Source organism: Methylocystis echinoides (genome assembly GCF_040687965.1).
Lineage (GTDB): Bacteria > Pseudomonadota > Alphaproteobacteria > Rhizobiales > Beijerinckiaceae > Methylocystis > Methylocystis echinoides_A.
Window position 1 is genome coordinate 3,473,048 of the sequence record NZ_CP156084.1, and the last position, 20,984, is coordinate 3,494,031.

Genomic DNA, 20,984 nt, shown 5'->3' on the forward strand with positions numbered 1-20,984 from the left:
TTCGCGGATAGGCGCGCCGTCCCTGTTCTCCGCCCTCGCCCACGGCGGCGGCGACGGCGCGAATCACGCTGGCGACCCCGGCAGGATTCGAACCTGCGACCTACCGCTTAGAAGGCGGTTGCTCTATCCGGCTGAGCTACGGGGCCAGGAGGGCGTCTCTCAATGCGTCCACAAACCGATGCGGGTCGTCTTGAAATTGTCCGCGTAAGACGCGGTGCGGCGGGACGCGTTGTCGGGCTTGGGCTCCTCGACCCGATAGGGAAGGCCCGCGCGCTCGGCGTAGGCCACCGCCTCCTCCTTGGTGGCGAAACGCAAGCGGATCTGCTGTTTCATGTCCCCCGAGCTGGTCCAGCCCATCAGCGGTTCGATGGAGCGCGGCAGTTCGGGGTCGAACACGAGACGCCAGGGCTTCTCCGGTCCCGGACCGGACTGGGTCACGCTCGGCGACTGACGATAGATGCGAGCCGTCATTTCAACCTCTTGTTTCCCCGAAGGAGCGGCCGACGCCGCTTCGGTCATTGCCCCGTCAAAGGCGAAAACTCTCGCCTCCTTCGTAATCAGCCGAGGAGATTTTTCAACCGGATTTTCGTTCGCGCATCATGCGCCCGCCTTACGGCGCCAACGTGACCTGCCGCAGGGAGCCGGACATCGGCGGCCTCTCACGGACTCTAGGGGGCGACCGCCGATGAAGTCAAAAGGCGCCCCGCCCCGCGCCGTCCGAGCTAAAGCGTCAATCCAGGTAACGCAAAATGCGCATCGGATTGCCGACGACGACCGCCCGCGGCGGCACATTGCTGGAAACGACGGTTCCGGCGCCGACCATCGCCTCTTCGCCAATCTCCACGCCCGGCAATATGGTCGCGCCAGCGCCGATCGAGGCGCCGCGCCGGACGATCGTCCGGGCGAATTTCTCGGGATAGGCCTTGGAGCGCGGGAACATGTCATTGGTGAAGGTGACGTTCGGGCCGACGAAGACATTGTCCTCGAGCCGCACGCCGTCCCAGAGATAGACGCCGCTTTTTACCGTCACATTGTCGCCGATCACCACGTCGTTCTCGACGAAGCAGTGGGCGTTGACGTTGCAGCCGGCCCCAATGCGCGCGCCCGGAAGGATGACGCAGAACTGCCAGATTCGGCTGCCGGGGCCGATCGAGACGGACTGACAATCGGACAAGGGATGGATGAACATGCGGGCACGCTCTAAAACGTCAGGGGACGATGTCGCGCAATCTCGACAGGAAGCCCTTGCGTTGCGCCTCCGAGCCGCGGGCCGCGGCCGCCAATGCGCTTTGCGCCTTCGGGCTGATCGCAAGCGTCGGGGCCGCGACGGCAATATCCGTCAGAGCCCGATCGAAGGCCGCGCCGAATTCCGGATAGGCGTGACGCCAGGCTTTTATGTGGCCAACGAGATGCGCGTAGGCGGCGTAGAGTTCGGCGGCGTCGATGACGCCCTTCCTGGCGGCGAGGTCGATGACCAGGCGCCAATCGGTGATCAGATTGGGCCAGTTGCCGTTCTTGTCCGGATTGCTGTTCGAGGCGGGATGGACGCGGAAATAAGACAGCGTATCGGGCGTAACGACGGCATTCCCCTTCGCGCAGAGATGGGCGAAGACGGCGACGTCGGCGAGGCCGGGACACAGCGTCCCGTCGATTGTCATGAAGGCGACGCTTCCGTCCGGCTCGACGAGATCCTGCTTCCTGAACAGCACGGTGGTGAACTCTCCGATCTGGTTCAGCAGAGTCCGCGCCATTTGCCGGAGGATGTCGCGACCGTCGATGACCGTCGTCGACGCGATCCCGAAGGGGTTGATGAGCTCGATGGGGTGATTTTCATTATCGATGGTTCGGCGGGGCGAAAAGGCGAGCGTCGCGTTCCTGTCGGACGCCGCCTCCAGCGCCTCCACGAGATACTGGGTGCAAAACGGGTGCAGAATATCGTCGTCGAAGAGGAACTTGATGTAATCGCCCTGCGCGACCGACATGAGATGCTGCAGATTGTTGATCCCCCAGCAGCCCGGTTTCGGATTGCGCAGATAGGTCACATGCGCGCTGAACTCCGAGACGATGTTTTGAATGGCGTCGGTCGGGCAATCGTCCGAAACGATGATCTCCCTGTTCTCCCAGCTCTGGGCGATGGCGCTCGTCAGGCACATGCGGAAATGCGACGGCTTGTAGGCCGGGATGAGAATGGAGACGGATTTCATCTGTGCTCTGGCGCCCTTCTTCAGCTTTCCGCGACGGCCGCGCGCAGTGCGACGATGACCCGGTCGACATCGTCGAAGCTCAGATGCGGTCCCATGGGCAGACTTAGCGCTTCCTTTGCAAGGCGGTCGGCGACCGGCCATTTCTGCGCAAGGGGAGCCATCTCGCCATAGGCTTGCTGCCGAAACGGCGGAATGGGGTAATGCACGAGCGTCCCTACGCCGCTTGTCGCGAGCCGTTCCTGCAAGAGGTCGCGCTTCGGCGAGGTGACGACATAAAGATGCCAGGCGTGAGTCATGCCCGGCGCGCTCGAGGGCAGGCCGATCGGCAGACCCGCGAGGCCCGCCTCGTAACGCTGGGCGATCTCCTGGCGGCGGCCGTTCCACGCGTCGAGATAGGGAAGCTTGACCCGCAGGATGGCCGCCTGAAGCGGGTCGAGGCGGCTGTTCATACCCTTCTCGAGGTTCACATATTTGACCGAGGACCCATAATTGCGCAGCATCGCGATCCGTTTCGCGACGTCGGCGTCATTGGTCGTCACCGCGCCGCCGTCGCCGAGCGCGCCCAGGTTTTTGCCGGGATAGAAACTCCAGGCGACGACATCGCCGTCGCCGCCAATCCGTCGTTCGCCAATCCGCGCGCCATGGGCCTGCGCGGCGTCCTCGACCATCTTGAGGCCGTAGCGGGCGCAAATTTCCTTTAGCTGGGGAAGGTTCGCGGGATGTCCGTAAAGATGCACCGGGCAAAGCGCGCGGGTGCGCGCCGTGACCGAGGCCGCCACACGATCCGGATCGAGGCAATGGGTGACGGGGTCCGGCTCGACGGGCACAGGCGTTGCGCCGGATGAGGAGACCGCGAGCCAGGTGGCGATATAGGTGTTGGACGGAACGATGACCTCGTCGCCCGGGCCAATGTCCAGAGCCTTGAAGGCGAGCGTCAACGCGTCGAGCCCGTTGCCCACGCCAACGCAATGCGCCGCGCCGGCATAGGCTGCGAATTCAGCTTCGAACGCTGCGACTTCCTCGCCCAGAATGTAATGGCCCGAGTCGAGGACGCGGGCGATCGCTTGGTCGATCTCGCCCTTGAGTTCCGTATAGGCCGCCTTGACGTCGAGGAATGGTATCACCGGCTCACGCCCCGCTCTGCAAGAAACTCTGAATAATTACGAATGTAATCGGCGGGGTCGTATTCGTGCGAGGCAAAGACGAGCAGCACCGCGTCGGAGGAAAACTTATATTGAATGCCCCACACGCCGGGGGGGATGTAAAGGCCCTGCGTCGGATGGTCCAGCGTGATTTCCTCTCTCTGCCGGCCGTCGTCGACGACGACGGCGATCGATCCGTTGACGCAGGTCAGATATTGCTCGCAGACGCGATGGGCGTGCTCGCCGCGCGTCTCGGACGACGGCACGTCGAAGACAAGGAAATAACGCTTGGGCTGGAAAGGGATGTCGCGCGGGAACTCCCCCGCGCACAAGGCCCCGCGCAGATCTTCGTGACGGCGCAGATTGTAGATCGCGACGCCCGCAACGGAGCAGCGATGCGCGCCGACCGTCCTTTGGGGACTTGCGCCCAATTCCGGAATCGGCCCCTGCGCTTCGGATTGGACGTAGCCCTCGATCACGGCCGGATTGCCGCTGACGAGGGCGTAAGGCGGAACGTCGCGCGTGACGACGGTCCCCGCCGCGATCCGGGCGCCCATCCCGATCCGCACGCCTTCCGACAGGACGCTGCCGGCGCCAATATAGACCCTGTCCTCGATCACCACCGGCGCCGCGCCGCTGGAGGTCTTCGCGCCGCGAGTCAACGTGACGCCCGGCTCGATATGGCAATGGGCGCCGATCCTCAGCCCGCCGTCAAAGACGACGCCGCCGCAAAGACGCGCGCCCTCGCCGACCGACATGTCGCCGTCGAGAAAGGAAAAGGGGCCGATCTGCACGTTCCGCCCCAGGCGAACGCCTGAGCCGACGCGCGAAGTGGCGTGAACTGCGGTTCCCTCAGAACCCATCGTTCCTCACAGTCGTGATTTCGTCCCGCTGTCTTTACGGCGGCGGGAGGATTTGTCGAAGCGTAACGATAGCATCCTCGTCAAAGTCAAGCTCTCCAATAATGTTACGTTCACGCTCCCCGGCATGGATAAGCTCAGGATGACGCCGGAACGCCCGGTGGCTCCCGCGGCGGCGATGCGCTAACATCAAGCTTGCAAATCGGCGGAAAGCGCCTTCTCTGCGAATGGTTCAAGGTTCTCTACAGGCGCTTGCGTATAATGCTCGAGAGACTGCGCGCGGCTCCCCAAACCAACGAAACGGGGCTGCTGTATATTTCGTCTTTGGATGGCCTGAGGCTCTTGGCTTTCCTCGCCGTCTTTATCCACCATCTTCCCGTCTCAATGGCTTTTCTGGGCATGGAGGCTTTCCAGAGACGGGGATGGGTGGGCGTCGAGCTGTTTTTCGTCATCTCGGCCTTTCTGTTTTTTCACTTGTTCGAGGCCGAGGTCCGCAAGGCCGGCTTTATCGATGTGAAGCGTTTTTATCTTCGTCGCTTCCTGCGGATTTACCCGCTCATGGTCGCCTTCCCCGCCGCCATGATCATCTGGACAGGCGCCTATACGAAAGACGCAATCTTTCGTCTGGTCGGATTAATGGCGGGGGCGGACAACCTTGTCACGGCCTTCGACGGCTACTCCCCCATTCCCTTCAGCCCCCAATTGTGGACGCTGAGTTTCGAGTTCCAGATCTATCTGGTTATTCCCTTCGCTTTCCTGGCCTATCAAAAATACGGGACCCGTCGCTTCTTGATTGGCGCGGCGATCGTGTGGGGCTTGTGCACGTTGCTGCGGATAGCCGCGGTTCTCTCCGGCGTTGGCTATCTGCCGGCGTGGGTGTTGCCCTTCCTGCGCCCGGACTCGGTGCTTCTCGGGATGCTGCTCTCGATTTTCGTCAAGCATATCCCGCCCCTTTACGCCCTTGCCGCGGGCCTCGGAGCGGCGTCGGGGTTTTTTGCGCTCCCGCTCATGGAGCAATCTGCCACGAGCCAGATTCTCGTATTCCCGGCGGCGGCGATCATGTGCGGGGCGTTGGTGGCGCTGGCGCATTCGTGGCGTCCTCTCGGCCGCGTCTTGAGCCTGCGCTGGGCGACCTTTGCAGGCACGATCAGCTTCGGCCTGTATGTCTTCCACGTTTTTGGGATTTATCTGGCGGGCAACCTTTTGGAGCGCTTTGGCGTCGATCCGTCAACGGCAAGCGCGGCGGCTTGCGTTGCGCTCACGGCGGTGGCGTTCGCCGCGACATTCGCGATGGCGGCGGCAAGCTATATGGGCTTCGAACGGCCGTTTCTGAAATTGAAGGATCGATTTGCAGCCGTCCATGGCCGACCGGCCGTTTAGGCTCGCGTGAGCGCGTCATTTTCCCGCGTGTCGGGTGGGCTGATCGGCGACAACCGCCGCGGCGAGAGACTGTCTTGCGAGATATTCTGACGCGGCGACGGTCAGATGCGCGTCATCCGCCGCGGTGAGCCCTGCCGTCCGGTCGTTTCCCACATATGTCAGGCAGCCGCCGTCGCGACAAAACACGTCGATCGCGCTCACATATTGGAAGGGCGCCCCGGACAGCTTCTCTTTGAGATATCGGTCATAGAGGATGAATTTATCGTCGGATTCGAGCGAGCTGAATCTCGGCGTTTGCGGCCACAGTCTTGTCGCCACGACGACAGGCAGCGGATGCTTCCAATGCGGGACCGAACCCACGAACACAACCTTTTTGGCGCCAATCTTTTTTAGATGATCCGCCAGGTCGAACATGGTTTCCGGCGGGTGCACGCCATTATGGGCGACGACGACGACGTCGGGCTTCGATCGCGCAATCTGACCCAAAGCGAACCAGTTCGACTGCTGACAGTATTGGCTGGCGCTCCCCGCTGAGGCGAGCCCCGGCGTACATCCCGAACTCGCGACCTGGAGGATCTGCCAGTCGTCCGGCAGCGCCCGCTTCAGGCCCGGATGGAGCTGCTGCGCGTGGCTGTCGCCCCAAATGAAAACGGCCTTTGCAAACTTATGATCCCGTTCAAAGCATTCGTCGGAAATGGCGTTTTTCGGGGCCGTGGTGATGAGCCCGGCTCGGTGGGACTCGAAATCATAGAAATCGCACTGCAGGCGGAACTCCGCCGGAATTTTCTCGGCCGAGAAATAGCTCCAGTCGGGCGGGCTATTGTCGAAATGCCTCAGCAATTCTCTGCGGGCTTCGTCATATCTCGCGTCAAAGCCCTTGTGGAGCACGCCCGAGACGCCGAAAGCCAGGAGAAGCAGGCCCGCGGAAAAACTCGCGGAGAAGACTTGCGGACGATTGAGAAAGCCGCGCGTCCGGAACGGCCGTTCGACGAAGCGCCAAGAGAAGTAGGCGATAGGAAAAGTCGCGAGGACGACGGCGGCGGCCGAGACCGTCGTCAGGCCCCCGAAATGGATATTGCGGGCGAAGGCGAGCAGAGGCTGATGCCAGAGGTAAGCGCTATAGCTCACGAGGCCGACCGCAACGAAGCCGCGCGCGCCGAGAAGTTTGCCGACGAGCGTGTGGCTCCTCGCGAAGACGATGATGAGCGCCGCCCCGATCGTCGGCGTGAGCGCATAGAAGCCCGGAAACGGCGTTTGCCTGCCATAAGCAAAGACGCCGTAAAGGATCATCATCAGGCCGGACAGGCCGAAAAGCTCCTCGAGGATTTTCGGGCGGGGTCGCGGTTCGCTCAGATAAAAAGCGGCAAGCGACCCAATGAACAATTCCCATGCTCGGGTCGGCAGCAGGTAAAAGGCGGCCGAGGGATATCTCGCCAACGCCCAATCGGCCAAGAGCAGACTGGCGACGGCGAGGGCGATGAGCATGTAAGCCGCTCGCCTCGCGCCCTTGGGCAAGGCCAGGGTCAGAAGAAACGGAAAGAACAGATAGAACTGCTCTTCGACCGCCAGACTCCAGGTATGAAGCAGCGGTTTCAGCTCCGAGGCGGAGTCGAAATAGCCGCTCGTCTCGCTGAAGAAGATGTTCGAGCTGAACAGGCAGACGGAGATGAGGCTTTTCGAAAAGGCCGTCATTTCCTGCGGGGTCAGCAGAATCCAGGCCGCCGGCAGGGTAGCCGCCAGCATGAACAGCAAGGCCGGGATGATGCGGCGAACGCGCCGTTCGTAAAAATTCACGATCGAAAAGCGGCCCGCAAGCCATTCCGTCATGATGATCGAGGTGATCAGATAGCCGCTGATCACAAAGAAGACGTCGACGCCGACGAAGCCTCCTTTGACGACGTCGAAGCCAGCGTGAAACAGAATGACGGGCACGACAGCCAGCGCGCGGAGGCCGTCGATTTCCGGTCGGTAGGCCAGTGGATGTGAACCTGGCTTCTCGGCGGCGCCGATGCGCTGGCCTGAGGCGAGGGAGGCCGGGCGGGCGATCGGACGAATGCGGTATGCCGCCGAGGATCGGGTAATCGTTCCCAAGTAAATTCCGCCTGTTTCGAAGCAGAACTGCGGACGCCTGCTCGATATTATTTTGCTAGACGAGGGCAGCGGGCGCTTGGCTGAATGGCTAAGCTGCAGCTATCCTTGAACAAATCTGCGTTGAAATAAATTACGGCCCAGGATGTGTCAAAAATACGGGCCGGACTTAAAGTATAGTTTCAGCTTTTCGGGAGGCGAGGACGGGCGGCGGGCGCGGCGGCGCCATCGCCCCCGCACGCCGCGGGGAGCCGCACAGATCCGGCCGTCCGAGTGACGCCGGCGTCAGTGATGAAGGATGGTCGGGGCAGCAGGATTCGAACCTGCGACCTGAAGTACCCAAAACTTCCGCGCTACCAGGCTGCGCTATACCCCGCCGGACTTGGTGCCAATCGTCCCAGACCCGTCGCCTATCATGCGGCGGTTTTCCTCACAAGGCGGCTTCAATTCCTGAACGCCGGGTGCCGAACGGCGTCGCCGGGCTTCAGGCCGATCTTCTTGGCGGCGCCGGCGTTGAGTTCGATCACGGCGTAAGCCTCGCCGCCATAAATGACTTCCTCGGACATGGGCGTCGCGTCGGCCGCTATTTTCATGACGACCCCCTTTTTCGAAACGAACACCATGTCGAGCGGAATATAAGTGTTCTTCATCCACATCATGATGGGCGTCTCGGTGTGGAAATCGAAGAGCATGCCCTGGTCGTCCGGCATGGCGCGGCGGAACATCAGGCCCTTGGCCCGCTCGTCGGGCGAATCCGCCAGTTCCACTTTGAAGATATGCGGTCCGCTCTCCGTCACGAACTCCAACCGCTGCAGGGCCGTCTCGGCGCTCGCGCCCGCCGCTGCGAAGAAGAGGGAGAACGCCACCCATAGGCCTGCGAAAATCGATGCGGCGCGTCCCGTGGCGGCGAAACGCCAAAGTCTCATTACGGTTCTCCGGCTGCTGTCAACGTGCGTATAAAGCCGCCGAAGGGCCACAAGGTCAATGAGAGGGGCTTTTCGCCTCGAGCGGACGAACCTCGGCGGCCATGAGCCCCTTGGGGCCGTCGCCGTAGCGGACGAGGAGGCTGTCGCCAGGCTTCAGCTCGGTCATGCCGAAGCGGCGCACCGTCTCCATGTGCAGGAAGATGTCCTCCGTCCCCTCCCCGCGGGTAAGGAAGCCGAAGCCCTTCACGCGGTTGAACCACTTCACAATAGCAATTTCATAGCCGCTCGTCGGCTTGACCTGCACATGGGTGCGTCCCGCACAGGACTGCGCCGGATGCACGGCCGTCGACTCGTCCATCGCCAGGACGCGGAACACCTGCATGCCCTTGGCGCGCTTCTGCGCCTCGCACACGACGCGCGCGCCTTCGAAAGCGGTCTGCAACCCGCTGCGACGGAGAATGGTCACATGCAAGAGGATGTCCGGCGAACCATCGTCCGGAACGACGAAGCCGTAGCCCTTGGCGACATCGAACCATTTTATTCGGCCTGCGACCTCGACTAACTCGAGGCCCTCTTCGCCTTCGGCGGCGGGCGCAGCGCCCAACTCGTCCTCAAATGTTACCTTCGCTCCCAACCGACCAACTCCCCCAGTGCTGATCCAGAGCATTCGACCGGCGCAGACGGCGAGCAATCACAAACTCGAATCTCTGCGTGCCAAATGAATCACTGGGGGCAAGATAACATCGACAGCCCGCCATCCAACCAGAGATTTTTTAACAAAGCGCGAATCGCTGTGGATACACGTGCTGCGAGCACACCCTTGTTATAGCTCGCTTTCCCGCGAGATGGCCGCAACAGATTCAAACCAAAACGGTTTTGCGCCCGTATCCAGGCGCGAAGCTGCGGCGGCAGGCTCGACCGTAGGCGCCGGCCCGAAAAAATCCGTATCCGGTGCGTGAATTGGCCACAGCCGCCCCGCCCGTCGAATTTGACAAATTGCGCGGAGCGCGCAATCGAAACACAGGCGTACGAGGGCCATTGAACCGCCGGCGCCCGTTTTTTCCCGTCTCACCTGGAGCCGTCGCATGACCGACCTGTCGACCGCGCCGTCGAGCGCTTCCGCCGAGAAGGGCGCGCACGGCGCCTCTCCTTATGATCTCGCGGCGCTCGTCGCGGCCCGGGAGGACGAGCGTTTCGCGCTCCATTCCAAATATCTCAACGAAATGTGGGTGCGCGTTCTCAAGACGATCGGCTATGACGTCGGCTTTACGCGCGGCCTCGGCGCTTATTTATGGGATCGCAAGGGCGACCGCTACCTCGATCTGCTCAGCGGCTGGGGCGTCTTCGCGCTCGGGCGCAACCATCCTGCCGTGCGGGAGGCGCTGATCAGCGTTCTCGACGGCGAATTCGCCAATCTGGTGCAGCTCGACGTCTCGACTCTCGCCGGCGTTCTGGCTGAGAAGCTCGTCGCGCGCGCGCCCTATCTGGACAAGGTTTTCTTCGCCAATTCCGGCGCAGAATCGGTTGAAGCGGCGATCAAATTCGCCCGCGCGGCGACAGGCCGTCCCGGGATTCTGCATTGCGCGCATTCGTTCCACGGCCTCACCTATGGCTCGCTGTCGATGAACGGCGACGATATTTTCAAAAAGGGCTTCGGGCCGCTTTTGCCCAACGCGCAGGAAATTCCGTTCGACGATCTGCCGGCGCTCGAGCGCGCGCTCGCCGGACGCGATATCGCCGCCTTCTTCGTCGAGCCCATTCAGGGCAAGGGCGTGAACATTCCCTCCGACTCTTACCTCGCCGGCGTGCAGGCGCTCTGCCGCAAATACGGCACGCTCTTCGTCGCCGACGAAATCCAGACCGGACTCGGCCGCACTGGCCAATTTTTCGCGATCGACCATTATCCCGGCGTCGAGCCGGACATGATCGTCATCGCCAAGGCCTTGTCGGGCGGCCATGTGCCGGTCGGGGCGGTGATCACCCGCAAATGGGTCTTCGACAAGGTCTTCGACCGCATGGATCGCGCCGTGGTCCATGGATCGACGTTCAGCAAGAACGATCTGGCCATGGCGGCGGGCGTGGCGACTCTCGAGGTCCTCGCGAATGAACGCGTGGTCGAGAATTCCGCCGAGAAAGGCGCGCGCCTGCTTGCCTCCTTCAGGAAGATGGCCGAACGCTATGAGCTCGTCTGCGATGCGCGCGGCAAGGGGCTGATGATCGGCGTGGAGTTCGGGCCGCCGAAATCCTTCAAGCTCAAGGCCGCGTGGAACCTGCTCGAGACGGTGAATTCGGGCCTGTTCTGCCAGCTCATCTCCATTCCGCTGTTCCGCGACCACAAAGTGCTCACCCAGGTCGCCGGCCACGGCAATCACACGATCAAGCTGCTGCCGCCGTTGACGCTTACGGACGCGGATTGCGACTGGATCGAATCCTCCTTCGACGCCGTCATCGCCGAGGCGCACAATGCTCCTTCGGCAGTGTGGTCGCTCGGCAAGACGCTCGCCGAACATGCGATCAAGGCGCGCGTTTCGCGGTGATTGCCGGCGCGGCTTCACGCGCAACCGCAAGTCTGAACGGGGCCAACGTAAGTTGGCGGTGATGGTTACGCCGTTCCGCAAAGCCTGTCGCAACGGGTTCGCCAGTGTTTCCCGGGGCATTGTACGAGCACACCGGGAGACACGCTCTTGAGGCGGGCGCTGGAAAAGTTCAACGCGCAAGCGGCTCCGGATCCGCCTCCAGGGGAGCCCCTACCCCCGATACAAGCGACCGCGCAGCATTGCGTGTGATAACTGAAGCGGCCCTCGCGTCACCAACGGCGATAAACGGCGCCGCCATAGGGGCCGCGCACGACAGCTCCGCCGCCGTAGGGGCCGCGATAGACAGCTCCGCCATATGCGGGACCGTAGAAGCCCCGCCGCACGCCGACCGCGCCGTTCGGCCCCGCGCAGCCGGCGCGATAGACGCCGCGCGCGCAAACCACGGCGCCCGCGTCGGGCATGGCGGCGAAAACGGACGAAGCGGCGAGCGCCGTGATGATCAGAACCTTTTTCATCCTGCTTCCTTCAAACGAGGCGCCTCGGCCGGTGCGGCGTGCAACCCAACCTGAACGTAACAGATTCGCAGGCCTCTCGATGCATTTTCGCAACTCGAGCGGATTAGCCATCCGCTAACCGCCTCCCCGCGGGGAACGAAGCTTGCCCCCTTCCCTGTCGGCGCGCGCCGCGCGCGCGTCTTTCGGACCGTTTCGACGCAAAGCGTCCCAGTTCGGTTCGATCCGACAGGAAGGGCGTCGGTCATGTGTTTTAAATTGGGACTCTGCGCGCTCGCACTGGCCTGCGCATTGACGCCGCCGGGGCTCGGCCTGGCGCAGGCAGGCGGCGTTGGCGAAGGCGGTCACGGCGGCGGCGGGCCGCCGCCGCCATCGGCGCTTCCCGGCGTCGGCCCTGGCGCTTATGCGCCCGGTCAGGGGCCGGTTGGCGCCGCAGGCTGGAATGGCGGCAACTGGCGCGGCTATACCCACGCCGCCCCTTTCGTGGGCGGGGGTTATTACGGCGGCGAGTACGGCGGCGGCTACGTGGGCGGCGGCGGCTCCGCCAATGTCTTCACCTATAACCATTTCGACAACCGCCGTCGCGACGGCGGCTTCTATGGCGGCGGCGGCGTGTTCTACGGCGATGACGGCTACAGCCGTCTGACGCCGGCGCGCGCGTCGGAAGACGGCGACGGATATTCGTTCAGAAAGATCGCCGGCGAAGCGGCCGGAGTCGAGCGGCCTAACCCACACGTCATCCATCTCCCCGATTATCGGCACGGGATGCGCGCCGGCGCGCGCCGCGACAGCCGTCACTGAATTGCGAGACAACCAGGAGTGAATCGTATGCGTGCAAGAATAAGTGTGAAACCGATGATGGTTGCGGTCGTCATTGGTCTCGTCGCGGCGGGCGCGGCGGCGCAAGCGCAGGATTTTGAGCAGCCCTTCTTCGGCGGCGGCTATGCGCCCGCGCCCGGCTATGCCTATGGCGGCTACGGGCAGAGCTATGGGGGACTTGGGGCCAGCGTCGGGGTAGGAGTCGGCGTCGCGGCCGGCGCGGTCGGCTACGATCAGGGCTATTACTATGGCGGCTATCAATATCCGGCCGGCGGCTATGGCGGCGGACCCTATCGCCGCGCCGCCTATAGCGCCGCCGACGTCTATGTCAGCGGCGGCTATCCCGCGCCCTATGGGCGCCGCTACGCGCCCTACCCCGTCTATCGCCCCTACGCGCGCGGCTATTACGCGCCGACCCCGGCGTATGGCGGCTATTACAACGCCGGCTACTCGCCCTATCGCGGGCTGCGGCAGCGCTGCCAATGCGTGCTTTACTAAAAAAATGCGGCGGCCCTCGAGGCCGCCGCTCGAATCATCAGGATCGACGCCGAAGGATCAGGCGTTGACCGCCTTGTCGTAATCCTCGACGAGCGCGCGGGAGAGCGCGCCGGGAACGAAAGTGTAAGGTCCGACCTCTGCGACCGGCGTGACTTCCGCACCCGTGCCGCAGATGAAGCATTCCTCGAAGCTCGCCATCTCTTCCGGCATGATGCGGCGCTCGATCACCTCGACGCCGCGCTGCTTGGCGAGGTCGATGACGGTGCGGCGCGTGATGCCATCGAGAAAGCAGTCGGCGATCGGCGTATGCAGCGCGCCGTCCTTCACAAAGAACACATTGGCGCCGGTGCATTCCGCCACCCGCCCCTGCCAGTCGAGCATCAACGCGTCGGCGTAGCCGCGCCGCTCGGCGCGATGTTTCGAAATGGTGCAGATCATATAAAGGCCCGCCGCCTTGGCCATGGAAGGCGCCGTCTGCGGGTCGGGCCGGCGATATTCGGCGATGTCGAGCTTGATGCCCTTCATCTTCGTCGCGATGTCGAACATGCTCGGCCAGTCCCACACCGCAATGGCGACATGGATGGTCGAGTGCTGGGCGGCGACCGCCATCATCTCGCTGCCGCGCCAGGCCACGGGCCGGACATAGGAGTTCAGGAGGTTATTGGCCTTGAGCGTCTCGTCCTTGGCGGCGTCGAGCTCCTCGACCGAATAGGGAATCTCGAAATCGAGAATTTCCGCCGAGCGCTTGAACCGCTCCGAATGTTCGGTGGACTTGAAGATCTTGCCGCCATAGGCGCGCTCGCCCTCGAAGACGCAGGAGCCGTAATGGAGGCCATGCGAGAGAACATGCAGCTTGGCGTCGCGCCAGGGAACCAGCGCGCCGTTATACCAAATGAATCCGTCGCGCTGATCGAAGGGCGGGACACTCATGGCAGGCTCCGGGAATGCCACGTCCGGAAGGGGCCGAAGGGCCGCGTGGACGCTGCGCGTCAGCACTAGCCATCGGTCGGAAATATGTCAATATAGCTGACGTAAAGGCGTGTTACGGAAAGACCAGCCCGGAGCCGGCGTTTGAGCGAGCTTTTGCAGCGAAAAACCGCGGCGCGGGGCGCTGAAGGCGCCGTCGAACCGATCCGCGGCGCGCGCGCGGCGCCGCCTCTGGAGGACGACGCCGAGGCGCTCGATCTCGTCGAGCTGTTTTTCTTCGCCTATCGCGACTTCGTCGGCGACGCCGACCGGCTGCTCGAGAATTACGGCTTCGGCCGCGCCCATCACCGGGTGCTGCATTTCGTCAGCCGCCGGCCGGGCCTGACGATCGCCTCGCTGCTCGACATTCTCAAGATCACCAAGCAGAGCTTGAACCGCGTGCTCAAGCAGCTCCTCGACGCCGGCTTCGTCGAGGCGCGCGCCGGCGCGGCGGACCGGCGCCAGCGGCTGCTTTACCCGACCCCGCGCGGCGGCCAGCTCGCCCGCGAATTGGCCGCGCTGCAATCGGCGCGCTTCCGCCGCGTGCTCGAATCGCTTCCGGCGGAGACCCGTGGCGCGGCGGCGGAGTTTCTCTTCGCCATGCTCGACCCCGAGGAGCGCGCGCGCGTGCGCGCCCATCTCGGCCGTCTCGACATTGGCCGGAGCGCGCGATCATGAGCGTCGCCGCGACGCGCGCCGCTCCGTCGAAAGGCGCCCACATACTCGTCGTCGACGACGACAAGCGCATCCGCTCGCTGCTCGCGCGCTATCTCGTCGGCGAGGGCTATCTCGTGTCGTCGGCGGCCGATACGCGAGAAGCCTCGGAGCGGCTGCGCGACTTCGCCTTCGACCTCATCGTGCTCGATGTGATGATGCCGGGCGAGAGCGGCACGGCCTTCGCCGCGCGGCTGCGCGACGGGCCGGAGCCCTTGCGCTCGGCCCCGATCCTGATGCTCACCGCCCTCGCCGAGACCGCAAATCGCGTCGAGGGGCTGGAGGCCGGCGTGGACGACTACCTCGCCAAGCCCTTCGATCCGCGCGAATTGTCCCTGCGAATCGCGAGCATCCTGCGCCGCGCGCGGCGCGCCGAGGCGGCGGATCCCTTGGTTCGTTTCGGCCCCTTCGCCTATAATCCGGCGCGGGGCGAACTCACGCGCGCCGGCGACCCCGTTCGACTCACGACGCGCGAGCGGGACCTGTTGCAGACGCTTGTTCAACATGCCGGCGCCATTGTCTCGCGGCAGACTCTGTCGAGTCGCGCCTGCGAGCACAGCGCCGCCGAGCGGACGGTCGACGTCGAGATTGCGCGCCTGCGCCGCAAGATCGAGACCGACCCCAACGCGCCTCGGCATTTGCAGACGGTGCGCGGCCAAGGCTACCGGCTGCTCGTCGAGCCGCCGCTCAAAATGCAAGGCTAGAGGCTTTCATGTCGCTTGTGATCAACGACGTCCTGTCCGCGCCGCGCCAACTGTGGCGCAATTTCGCCGACTGGCTGCACGCGCGCATGCCGAAGGGCCTTTATGCGCGCGCCTTGCTCATTGTCATCCTGCCGGTCGTGCTGCTGCAGTCTGCGGTCGCTTATGTCTTCATGGAGCGCCACTGGGAGGTCGTGACCTATCGCCTCTCAGCGGGCGTCGCCCGTCAGGCGGCGGCGGTTGTCGATATTTACCGGACCTTCCCGGATGACGCCGAGCACAGCCAGTTGCGGCGCATTGCGGCGCTCGATCTCAACATGGAGCTGTCGATCCTCCCCAGGGAGCCGCTGCCGCCGCCTGTGACGAAGTCGTCGCTCTTCGCCTTGCTCGACAAGGCGCTGAGCCGGGAGCTCTCACGCAAGCTCCTGCAGCCCTATTGGATCAACACGAATGTGCCGGGCAATCTGATCGAAATCCGCGTCGCCCTCGACGACGCGACGCTTCGGATGCTGGTCACGCGCACCCACGCCTACGCCTCGAACTCCTATATTTTCTTCATGTGGATGGCGATTGCCTCCATCATCATCCTCGCCATCGCCACCTCCTTTCTGCGCAATCAGATCCGCCCCATCCTGCGGCTGGCGCAGGCGGCGGAGGAGTTCGGCAAGGGCCGCGACGTGCAGTTCAGCCCGCGCGGCGCGCGAGAAGTGCGCCAGGCCGGCGCCGCCTTTCTGGAGATGAAGCGGCGCGTCGAGCGCGCCATCGAGCAGCGCACGACGATGCTCAACGGCGTCTCGCATGATCTGCGCACGATCATCACGCGCTTCAAACTCTCGCTGGCGCTCATGGGCGAGAGCAACGAAGCGCGCGAGATGCGCAAGGACGTCGACGAAATGGAGCGGATGGTCGAGGCCTATCTCGCCTTCGCCCGCGGCGACGGCGGCGAGGCTTCGGCGCCGACCGACATGCGGATGATCCTCGAGGAGCTGAAAGCCGACACGGAACGGCGCGGCATCGGCGTGACGATGAAGGTCGACGGCGACCCGACGCTCGACGCCCGGCCAGCGGCGATCAAGCGCCTGCTCGCCAATTTAGTCGGCAACGCCCAGCGTTACGGGCAGAAGCTGGAGTTCTCTCTCGACAACGACGGCGAGACGATGACGATCCATATCGACGACGACGGCCCCGGCATCCCGGTCGAGCGGCGCGAGGACGCCTTCCGGCCCTTCTATCGCCTCGACGAGTCGCGCAATCAGGACAATGGCAATTCCGGCCTCGGTCTCGCCATCGCCCGCGACATCGCCCGCTCCCATGGCGGGGAGATCGACCTGGACCGCAGCCCGCTGGGCGGACTGCGGGCGACGGTGACGCTGCCGATCTGAACGAGCGCCCCTCTCTCCGCGTCCGGGAGCAGGAGCCTCGAGGCGGCTGCTTCAGGCGTGCGAGTGCGGGTGGTCGTCGTCCGCCGCGTGCCCGTGACGGCGTCGCATGCCGCCCAACTCAAACAGCCTGTTCGCCATGTCGGTGAATGGCCGCGTGATGCGGGCGAAATCCTCGACATGCTCGACGTAGCGCTCGCCGCGCGCGATTTCCCGATCGAGCGTCTCGAGCGCGAAGGAGAATCCGTTCTCGAACCAGGCGTCCAGCACCCGGCCCCACGCCATGGCGAGCCCTTGGAGCTTGAGCGAGCCCACCGGGCCGTCGCAGTCGATGTCGGCGGCCTCCAGCATGAAGCGCATGGAGTTGACGGTCTCGCGATTGAGCGCCGCCGCGGTCAGCGGATCGCGCGCCGCCCAGCGGCCGATGCTGGAAAGAGCGTCGCGGTGAGGCTCCAGCGCCTCGAGCCGCTTGCGCAACACGTCGTAGAGCCGGTCGCGCGCCGGGTCGTGAGAGTTCAGGCCCGAGAATTCATCCAGCACCTGCCGGTCGATGCGGCGCGAGAAGCCGCCCACGATCGCGCCCTTCGAGGGGAAGAGGTCGCGCAGATCCGCGAGTGAAATCTCCGCCTCCTGGGCGATGTCGGTCAGGCTGACGTCCCCGAAATCGCGGCGGGCCGCAAGCTTCAGCGCGGCGTCGATCACCCTGTTTCGAGTGCTCATCATGGTCTCCGATGTCGGTTTTCGTCTCTTTCGCTAATCTATTGCCGGGCCGCAGTGGGGCAAGGCGAAAAAGCGCCGTCTTGGCGTCCTTTTCGATCCAGGATCACGCCGAGCGCACGTTTTTCAGCCCGAAAGCTCCGAGGCGCGTTTCCTGGCGGCCGCCACGGCCCTGGCCATGAGCGGCGCCAGGCCATCGTCGGCCATCAGCACGCCCAGAGCGGCGGCAGTCGTGCCGCCGGGAGAGGTCACACGCTGGCGCAGCGTCTCGGCGCTGGTTTCCGATTGGCGATGGAGCAGCTCGCCAGCGCCCTCGATCGTGACGCGCGCGAGCCGTTCGGCTAGGGCTTTGGGCAGACCGGCCTCGACCCCTGCGGCGGCGAGGCACTCGACGAGCAGGAACACATAGGCCGGACCGGAGCCGGACACCGCCGTCACCGCGTCGATCAGTCCTTCGCTGTCCACCCATTCGACCTGCCCCGCCGCGCGCAGCAGCGCGTCGGCGAGCAGGCGCTGGTCCTCGCGCGTCCCGGCGCTGGCGAAAGCGCCGGTCATGCCGCGCCCGATGGCGGCCGGCGTGTTCGGCATGGCGCGCACAATCGCTTTCGCGGCGGGCAGACGCGCCGCAATGTCCTCGATGCGCTTTCCCGCAAGAATGGACACGACGACGGAACCCGCTCCGACGAAGGATGCGGCCGCCCCTGCCCCCGCGTCCAGCGCTTGCGGCTTTACGGCGAGAACGACGGCGTCGCGCGGCGATGCGTCAGAGCCCGGCGCCGCAGCCAACAGGAATCCCTTGGCGGCGCAAAAATCGCGCAGGCGCTGGGACGGCTTCGGGTCGACGACGGCGACGTCCTTGCCGGAAAGGCCCTCGTTGACCCAGCCCTCGAGCATGGCGAGGCCCATGTTGCCTGCCCCGATCAATGCAACGGAGGCGCCCTTCAGCCTCGGATTCACGCCTCCCCCTTCGTCTCGAAATTGGCGGCGTCCAGCGCCTCGCGCGCCGATTTGCCGGCCCAGAGCACGAATTGGAACGCCTGATAATAGCGTTCGCAGGCGGTCAATGCGTTGTCGAGCAGCGCCGCGCATTGAGATGCGGAGGGCTGCGCCCCGCCGGACAGGATCAGGCCGTGACGATGCATCGCGACGCCTTCCTGCGGCCAGAAATCGAAATGGCCGATCCACATCTGCTCATTGATCGCATTGATGAGCGCCATGACGTCGCTCCGACGCCGCTCTGGCGCCTTGAGGTCGAAGGCGCAGCTGACATGTAGCGTCTCGATGTGCGGAAGCCAGGTGAAAGCCACCTGATATTCGGTCCAGGCGCCCGTGACGGCGATGGAAATTTCGTCTTCGTCCTCACGGTCGAAGATCCAGTCGTTTGTGGCGGCGAGTTGCTCCACAACATCCACCGGATGCTCGGCGCGTTCCGTTTCTTTTTCTCTAGCGATCAGCATGAGCCAACCTTCATCGGGGTGTCAGCAGGACGCGGCGACGTAACGAACTTGAGGGGGGCGACGCATCACGAGACCAAAGGCTAACAAGCGCCTCCTTTCGAGAAGAGCTTTCGCGGCCGACGAATCAAGCGCTCGAGCCAATATACTCCACCTGCCTCAGAAACGCGTGACGGTTCAGACGCGAAGCACGCGTCAACTCGGGGGCAGACTGCGGGATTCGCCCAGCCCCGTCCATGGGCTGCACGCTTCATTCCACAGATACACGCAAGCGGCGCGACAAAAATCTTTGGAGAAGTCGGCCTTTACTTCAGGCTGGCGTGAGGAAGCCTCCATCGCGCCAGCCAGGCGGTCGATCAGGGCCGCATCAACACGGGCGAGCCAACGTTCACGCGGGAGTAAAGGTCAGCGACGTCCTCGTTCAGCATACGGATGCAGCCGTACGACGCTGCCGTGCCGATCGAGGCGCGCATCTTGGCCGAGGTGCCGTGAATCGCGACCTCGCCGCGGTCGAGCGTCAAGGCCGCGACTCCCATCGGATTGCGCGGCGAGCCGCCGCGAATCAGGCTGGGCAGTTCCGGATGATCGGCCCTCACGACGGACGGCGGCGACCAGTCCGGCTGAAGATATTTGCCGTCCACGGAAGCATAGCCCGACCATTCCTTGCCGCGCTTGGGCACGGCGACCGGATAGCGGATGGCGACGCCGGGGCGCACGACGTAGAAGAGCCTGCGCTGGCTCGCGCTGATGACGATCGTGCCGGGCTCGACCTCGGGGGAGAAGGAGACGGTGTCGCGGGCGGAAGCCGATTGCGGGAGGGCGGCGGCGCCAAGCGCGGCGACGGCGGCGAAGAGCGGAGGGATAACTCGAGAGAACGCGGTACGCATGGAACACACCTTTTACTGAACGCAAGAAGCGGATGACTAACGCAGCATGTTGGCTTTGGCTCCATGCTGTCCAAGCGTTCCGCAACTTGCGGTTAGGGCTTAACCTTAAAACCTTCGGGAGCTGCGCCGACGGCGCGATTCCCGACCGATATGTACCTAGATGAAGCGCGCAAACCCTTCGCGCCAAGGCGCTTGCCGGGTTGTTCGGCGAGCGCGATGGACAAAGCCATGACCAATCAGCCTTCGCCTCCGCATATTTTCGACCGCGCTCTCCTGCGCCGGCGGCTGCGCCGCGCCATCGCCCGGGGGGCGCCGGACTTTCTTGTGGCGCGGGCGGCCGACGATCTGCTCGACCGGCTCCTGACGGTCAAACGCGAATTCCCGCGCTCGCTCGACCTCGGCGCGCCGGCTGAGCATTTCGCGCAGGCGATCGTCGCGAGCGGACGCGCCGCGCCGCTGCGTGCGAGCCGCGACGGCGGCGACGTGATCGCGGATGAAGAGGCCCTGCCCTTTGCGCCCGCCTCCTTCGATCTGGTGGTCTGCGGCATGGCGCTGCAGTGGGTCAACGACCTGCCGGGCGTGCTCGCTCAGGTGCGCCGCATCCTCGCGCCGGACGGCCTGTTTCTCGCCTGTCTGCCGGGCGGCGCGAGCCTCGTCGAGCTGCGCGTCGCGCTGGCGCAGGCGGAGGAAGAGATCACCGGCGGCGCCAGCCCGCGCGTCTCGCCTTTCGTCGACGTGCGGGACATGGGCGGCCTGTTGCAACGCGCCGGCTTCGCCTTGCCGGTCTCGGACGTCGACAGCTTCACCCTGCGCTACGACTCGGCGCTCGGCCTGATGGCCGACCTGCGCGCCATGGGCGCAGCCAATGTCCTGGCGAAACGCGCGTCGAAGCCGCTGCGCCGCGACGTGCTGGCGCGCGCGGCGCAAATCTACGCCGAGCGCTTCTCCGATCCCGACGGACGCGTGCGGGCGAGCTTCGAGATCGTCTGGATTTCCGGCTGGGCGCCCCATGAAAGCCAGCAGAAGCCGGCGAAGCCCGGCTCGGCGACGATGCGGCTCGAGGAGGCGATGAAGGCGGGCCGCCATTCTTCGGAAACATAATCCCCGCTGGCGTTTCGCCTGTTCACAGGCGAGAAAAGACCCATAAACAATGAGGTTTTCGCGGAAAAACTAGCGAAGCCGCCGTTTGCCATAGCTCCT

General features: G+C 64.4%; 23 protein-coding genes and 2 tRNA genes. 9 read left to right on the top strand and 16 right to left on the bottom strand.

Features of this window, described 5'->3' with window-relative positions; genetic code table 11:
* Positions 1-69 precede the first annotated feature (69 nt).
* The 6 genes from RVU70_RS17020 to RVU70_RS17045 form a co-directional block, all read right to left on the bottom strand.
* Positions 70-146, bottom strand: a tRNA-Arg gene (locus RVU70_RS17020).
* Between the two features lie 13 nt (positions 147-159).
* Positions 160-471: an ETC complex I subunit gene (locus RVU70_RS17025; RefSeq protein ID WP_363348424.1), complete on the bottom strand. Its 312-nt coding sequence runs from the start codon at positions 469-471 to the stop codon at positions 160-162.
* Positions 472-730: 259 nt separating this feature from the next.
* Complete coding sequence (locus RVU70_RS17030; protein ID WP_363348426.1) at positions 731-1,189, bottom strand: acyltransferase; 459 nt, start codon at positions 1,187-1,189, stop codon at positions 731-733.
* A 19-nt stretch (positions 1,190-1,208) separates the two neighbouring features.
* Positions 1,209-2,204, bottom strand: a complete 996-nt coding sequence (locus tag RVU70_RS17035; protein WP_363348428.1) for a glycosyltransferase family A protein — start codon at positions 2,202-2,204, stop codon at positions 1,209-1,211.
* 20 nt (positions 2,205-2,224) lie between these two features.
* Positions 2,225-3,328 (bottom strand): DegT/DnrJ/EryC1/StrS family aminotransferase, encoded by a 1,104-nt coding sequence (locus RVU70_RS17040; protein ID WP_363348430.1) that lies wholly within the window; start codon positions 3,326-3,328, stop codon positions 2,225-2,227.
* Positions 3,325-4,140, bottom strand: coding sequence for a WxcM-like domain-containing protein (locus tag RVU70_RS17045; RefSeq protein WP_363348432.1), 816 nt, complete (start codon positions 4,138-4,140; stop codon positions 3,325-3,327). The genes RVU70_RS17040 and RVU70_RS17045 overlap by 4 nt, the downstream gene beginning before the upstream one ends.
* Positions 4,141-4,261: 121 nt before the next feature.
* Here RVU70_RS17045 and RVU70_RS17050 point away from each other — a divergent pair, with 121 nt between their 5' ends.
* Both RVU70_RS17050 and RVU70_RS17055 read left to right on the top strand, forming a co-directional pair.
* Positions 4,262-4,393: a hypothetical protein gene (locus RVU70_RS17050; RefSeq protein WP_363348434.1), complete on the top strand. Its 132-nt coding sequence runs from the start codon at positions 4,262-4,264 to the stop codon at positions 4,391-4,393.
* Between the two features lie 74 nt (positions 4,394-4,467).
* On the top strand, positions 4,468-5,586 hold the full coding sequence (locus RVU70_RS17055) for an acyltransferase (RefSeq protein ID WP_363348436.1): 1,119 nt from the start codon (positions 4,468-4,470) through the stop codon (positions 5,584-5,586).
* A 15-nt stretch (positions 5,587-5,601) separates the two neighbouring features.
* Here RVU70_RS17055 and RVU70_RS17060 read toward each other — a convergent pair whose 3' ends face one another.
* The 4 genes from RVU70_RS17060 to RVU70_RS17075 all read right to left on the bottom strand — a co-directional run bounded on the left by RVU70_RS17060 (position 5,602) and on the right by RVU70_RS17075 (position 9,267).
* Positions 5,602-7,677 carry an acyltransferase family protein gene (locus RVU70_RS17060; protein ID WP_363348438.1) on the bottom strand — a complete coding sequence of 692 codons (2,076 nt, stop codon included), beginning with the start codon at positions 7,675-7,677 and terminating at the stop codon, positions 5,602-5,604.
* A gap of 296 nt (positions 7,678-7,973) precedes the next feature.
* Positions 7,974-8,050 (bottom strand) — tRNA-Pro (locus RVU70_RS17065).
* Between the two features lie 67 nt (positions 8,051-8,117).
* Entirely contained in the window at positions 8,118-8,600 is a 483-nt protein-coding gene (locus tag RVU70_RS17070) for a DUF192 domain-containing protein (RefSeq protein ID WP_363348440.1), read from the bottom strand.
* A gap of 55 nt (positions 8,601-8,655) precedes the next feature.
* Entirely contained in the window at positions 8,656-9,267 is a 612-nt protein-coding gene (locus tag RVU70_RS17075; protein WP_363348442.1) for a cold-shock protein, read from the bottom strand.
* A gap of 418 nt (positions 9,268-9,685) precedes the next feature.
* Between RVU70_RS17075 and RVU70_RS17080 the strand changes: the two genes are divergently transcribed.
* Positions 9,686-11,137, top strand: a complete 1,452-nt coding sequence (locus tag RVU70_RS17080; protein WP_363348444.1) for an aspartate aminotransferase family protein — start codon at positions 9,686-9,688, stop codon at positions 11,135-11,137.
* A gap of 269 nt (positions 11,138-11,406) precedes the next feature.
* Here RVU70_RS17080 and RVU70_RS17085 read toward each other — a convergent pair whose 3' ends face one another.
* Positions 11,407-11,652 (bottom strand): hypothetical protein, encoded by a 246-nt coding sequence (locus tag RVU70_RS17085; RefSeq protein ID WP_363348446.1) that lies wholly within the window; start codon positions 11,650-11,652, stop codon positions 11,407-11,409.
* A 243-nt stretch (positions 11,653-11,895) separates the two neighbouring features.
* Here RVU70_RS17085 and RVU70_RS17090 point away from each other — a divergent pair, with 243 nt between their 5' ends.
* Both RVU70_RS17090 and RVU70_RS17095 read left to right on the top strand, forming a co-directional pair.
* Positions 11,896-12,450: a hypothetical protein gene (locus RVU70_RS17090; protein WP_363348448.1), complete on the top strand. Its 555-nt coding sequence runs from the start codon at positions 11,896-11,898 to the stop codon at positions 12,448-12,450.
* 45 nt (positions 12,451-12,495) lie between these two features.
* The gene (locus RVU70_RS17095) at positions 12,496-12,966 is read left to right on the top strand and encodes a hypothetical protein (protein ID WP_363348450.1); all 471 of its coding nucleotides are present in this window, start codon (positions 12,496-12,498) and stop codon (positions 12,964-12,966) included.
* A 57-nt stretch (positions 12,967-13,023) separates the two neighbouring features.
* Here the strand turns inward: RVU70_RS17095 and RVU70_RS17100 are convergent, their stop codons facing one another.
* Positions 13,024-13,896, bottom strand: coding sequence for a branched-chain amino acid aminotransferase (locus RVU70_RS17100; protein ID WP_363348452.1), 873 nt, complete (start codon positions 13,894-13,896; stop codon positions 13,024-13,026).
* Between the two features lie 201 nt (positions 13,897-14,097).
* On the opposite strand from RVU70_RS17100, the gene RVU70_RS17105 reads away from it, so the two are divergent.
* Genes RVU70_RS17105 through RVU70_RS17115 form a run of 3 tightly spaced genes read left to right on the top strand, consistent with a single transcriptional unit; the run spans position 14,098 to position 16,729 of the window.
* Positions 14,098-14,610, top strand: coding sequence for a MarR family transcriptional regulator (locus RVU70_RS17105; RefSeq protein WP_363351389.1), 513 nt, complete (start codon positions 14,098-14,100; stop codon positions 14,608-14,610).
* On the top strand, positions 14,607-15,350 hold the full coding sequence (locus tag RVU70_RS17110; RefSeq protein ID WP_363348454.1) for a response regulator transcription factor: 744 nt from the start codon (positions 14,607-14,609) through the stop codon (positions 15,348-15,350). Before RVU70_RS17105 ends, RVU70_RS17110 begins: the two co-directional genes overlap by 4 nt.
* Before the next feature lie 8 nt (positions 15,351-15,358).
* Complete coding sequence (locus RVU70_RS17115; RefSeq protein ID WP_363348456.1) at positions 15,359-16,729, top strand: ATP-binding protein; 1,371 nt, start codon at positions 15,359-15,361, stop codon at positions 16,727-16,729.
* Positions 16,730-16,780: 51 nt separating this feature from the next.
* On the opposite strand, the gene RVU70_RS17120 is transcribed toward RVU70_RS17115, so the two are convergent.
* The 4 genes from RVU70_RS17120 to RVU70_RS17135 form a co-directional block, all read right to left on the bottom strand.
* Entirely contained in the window at positions 16,781-17,446 is a 666-nt protein-coding gene (locus tag RVU70_RS17120; protein WP_363348458.1) for a TetR family transcriptional regulator, read from the bottom strand.
* A 123-nt stretch (positions 17,447-17,569) separates the two neighbouring features.
* Positions 17,570-18,400 (bottom strand): pyrroline-5-carboxylate reductase, encoded by an 831-nt coding sequence (gene proC, locus RVU70_RS17125; RefSeq protein WP_363348460.1) that lies wholly within the window; start codon positions 18,398-18,400, stop codon positions 17,570-17,572.
* A complete protein-coding gene (locus RVU70_RS17130) occupies positions 18,397-18,900 on the bottom strand; it encodes a YbjN domain-containing protein (protein ID WP_363348462.1) in 504 nt (167 codons plus the stop codon). The genes proC and RVU70_RS17130 overlap by 4 nt, the downstream gene beginning before the upstream one ends.
* A gap of 353 nt (positions 18,901-19,253) precedes the next feature.
* Positions 19,254-19,784 carry a L,D-transpeptidase gene (locus tag RVU70_RS17135; protein ID WP_363348465.1) on the bottom strand — a complete coding sequence of 177 codons (531 nt, stop codon included), beginning with the start codon at positions 19,782-19,784 and terminating at the stop codon, positions 19,254-19,256.
* A gap of 228 nt (positions 19,785-20,012) precedes the next feature.
* Between RVU70_RS17135 and RVU70_RS17140 the strand changes: the two genes are divergently transcribed.
* The gene (locus tag RVU70_RS17140; RefSeq protein WP_363348467.1) at positions 20,013-20,885 is read left to right on the top strand and encodes a methyltransferase domain-containing protein; all 873 of its coding nucleotides are present in this window, start codon (positions 20,013-20,015) and stop codon (positions 20,883-20,885) included.
* Positions 20,886-20,984 lie beyond the last annotated feature (99 nt).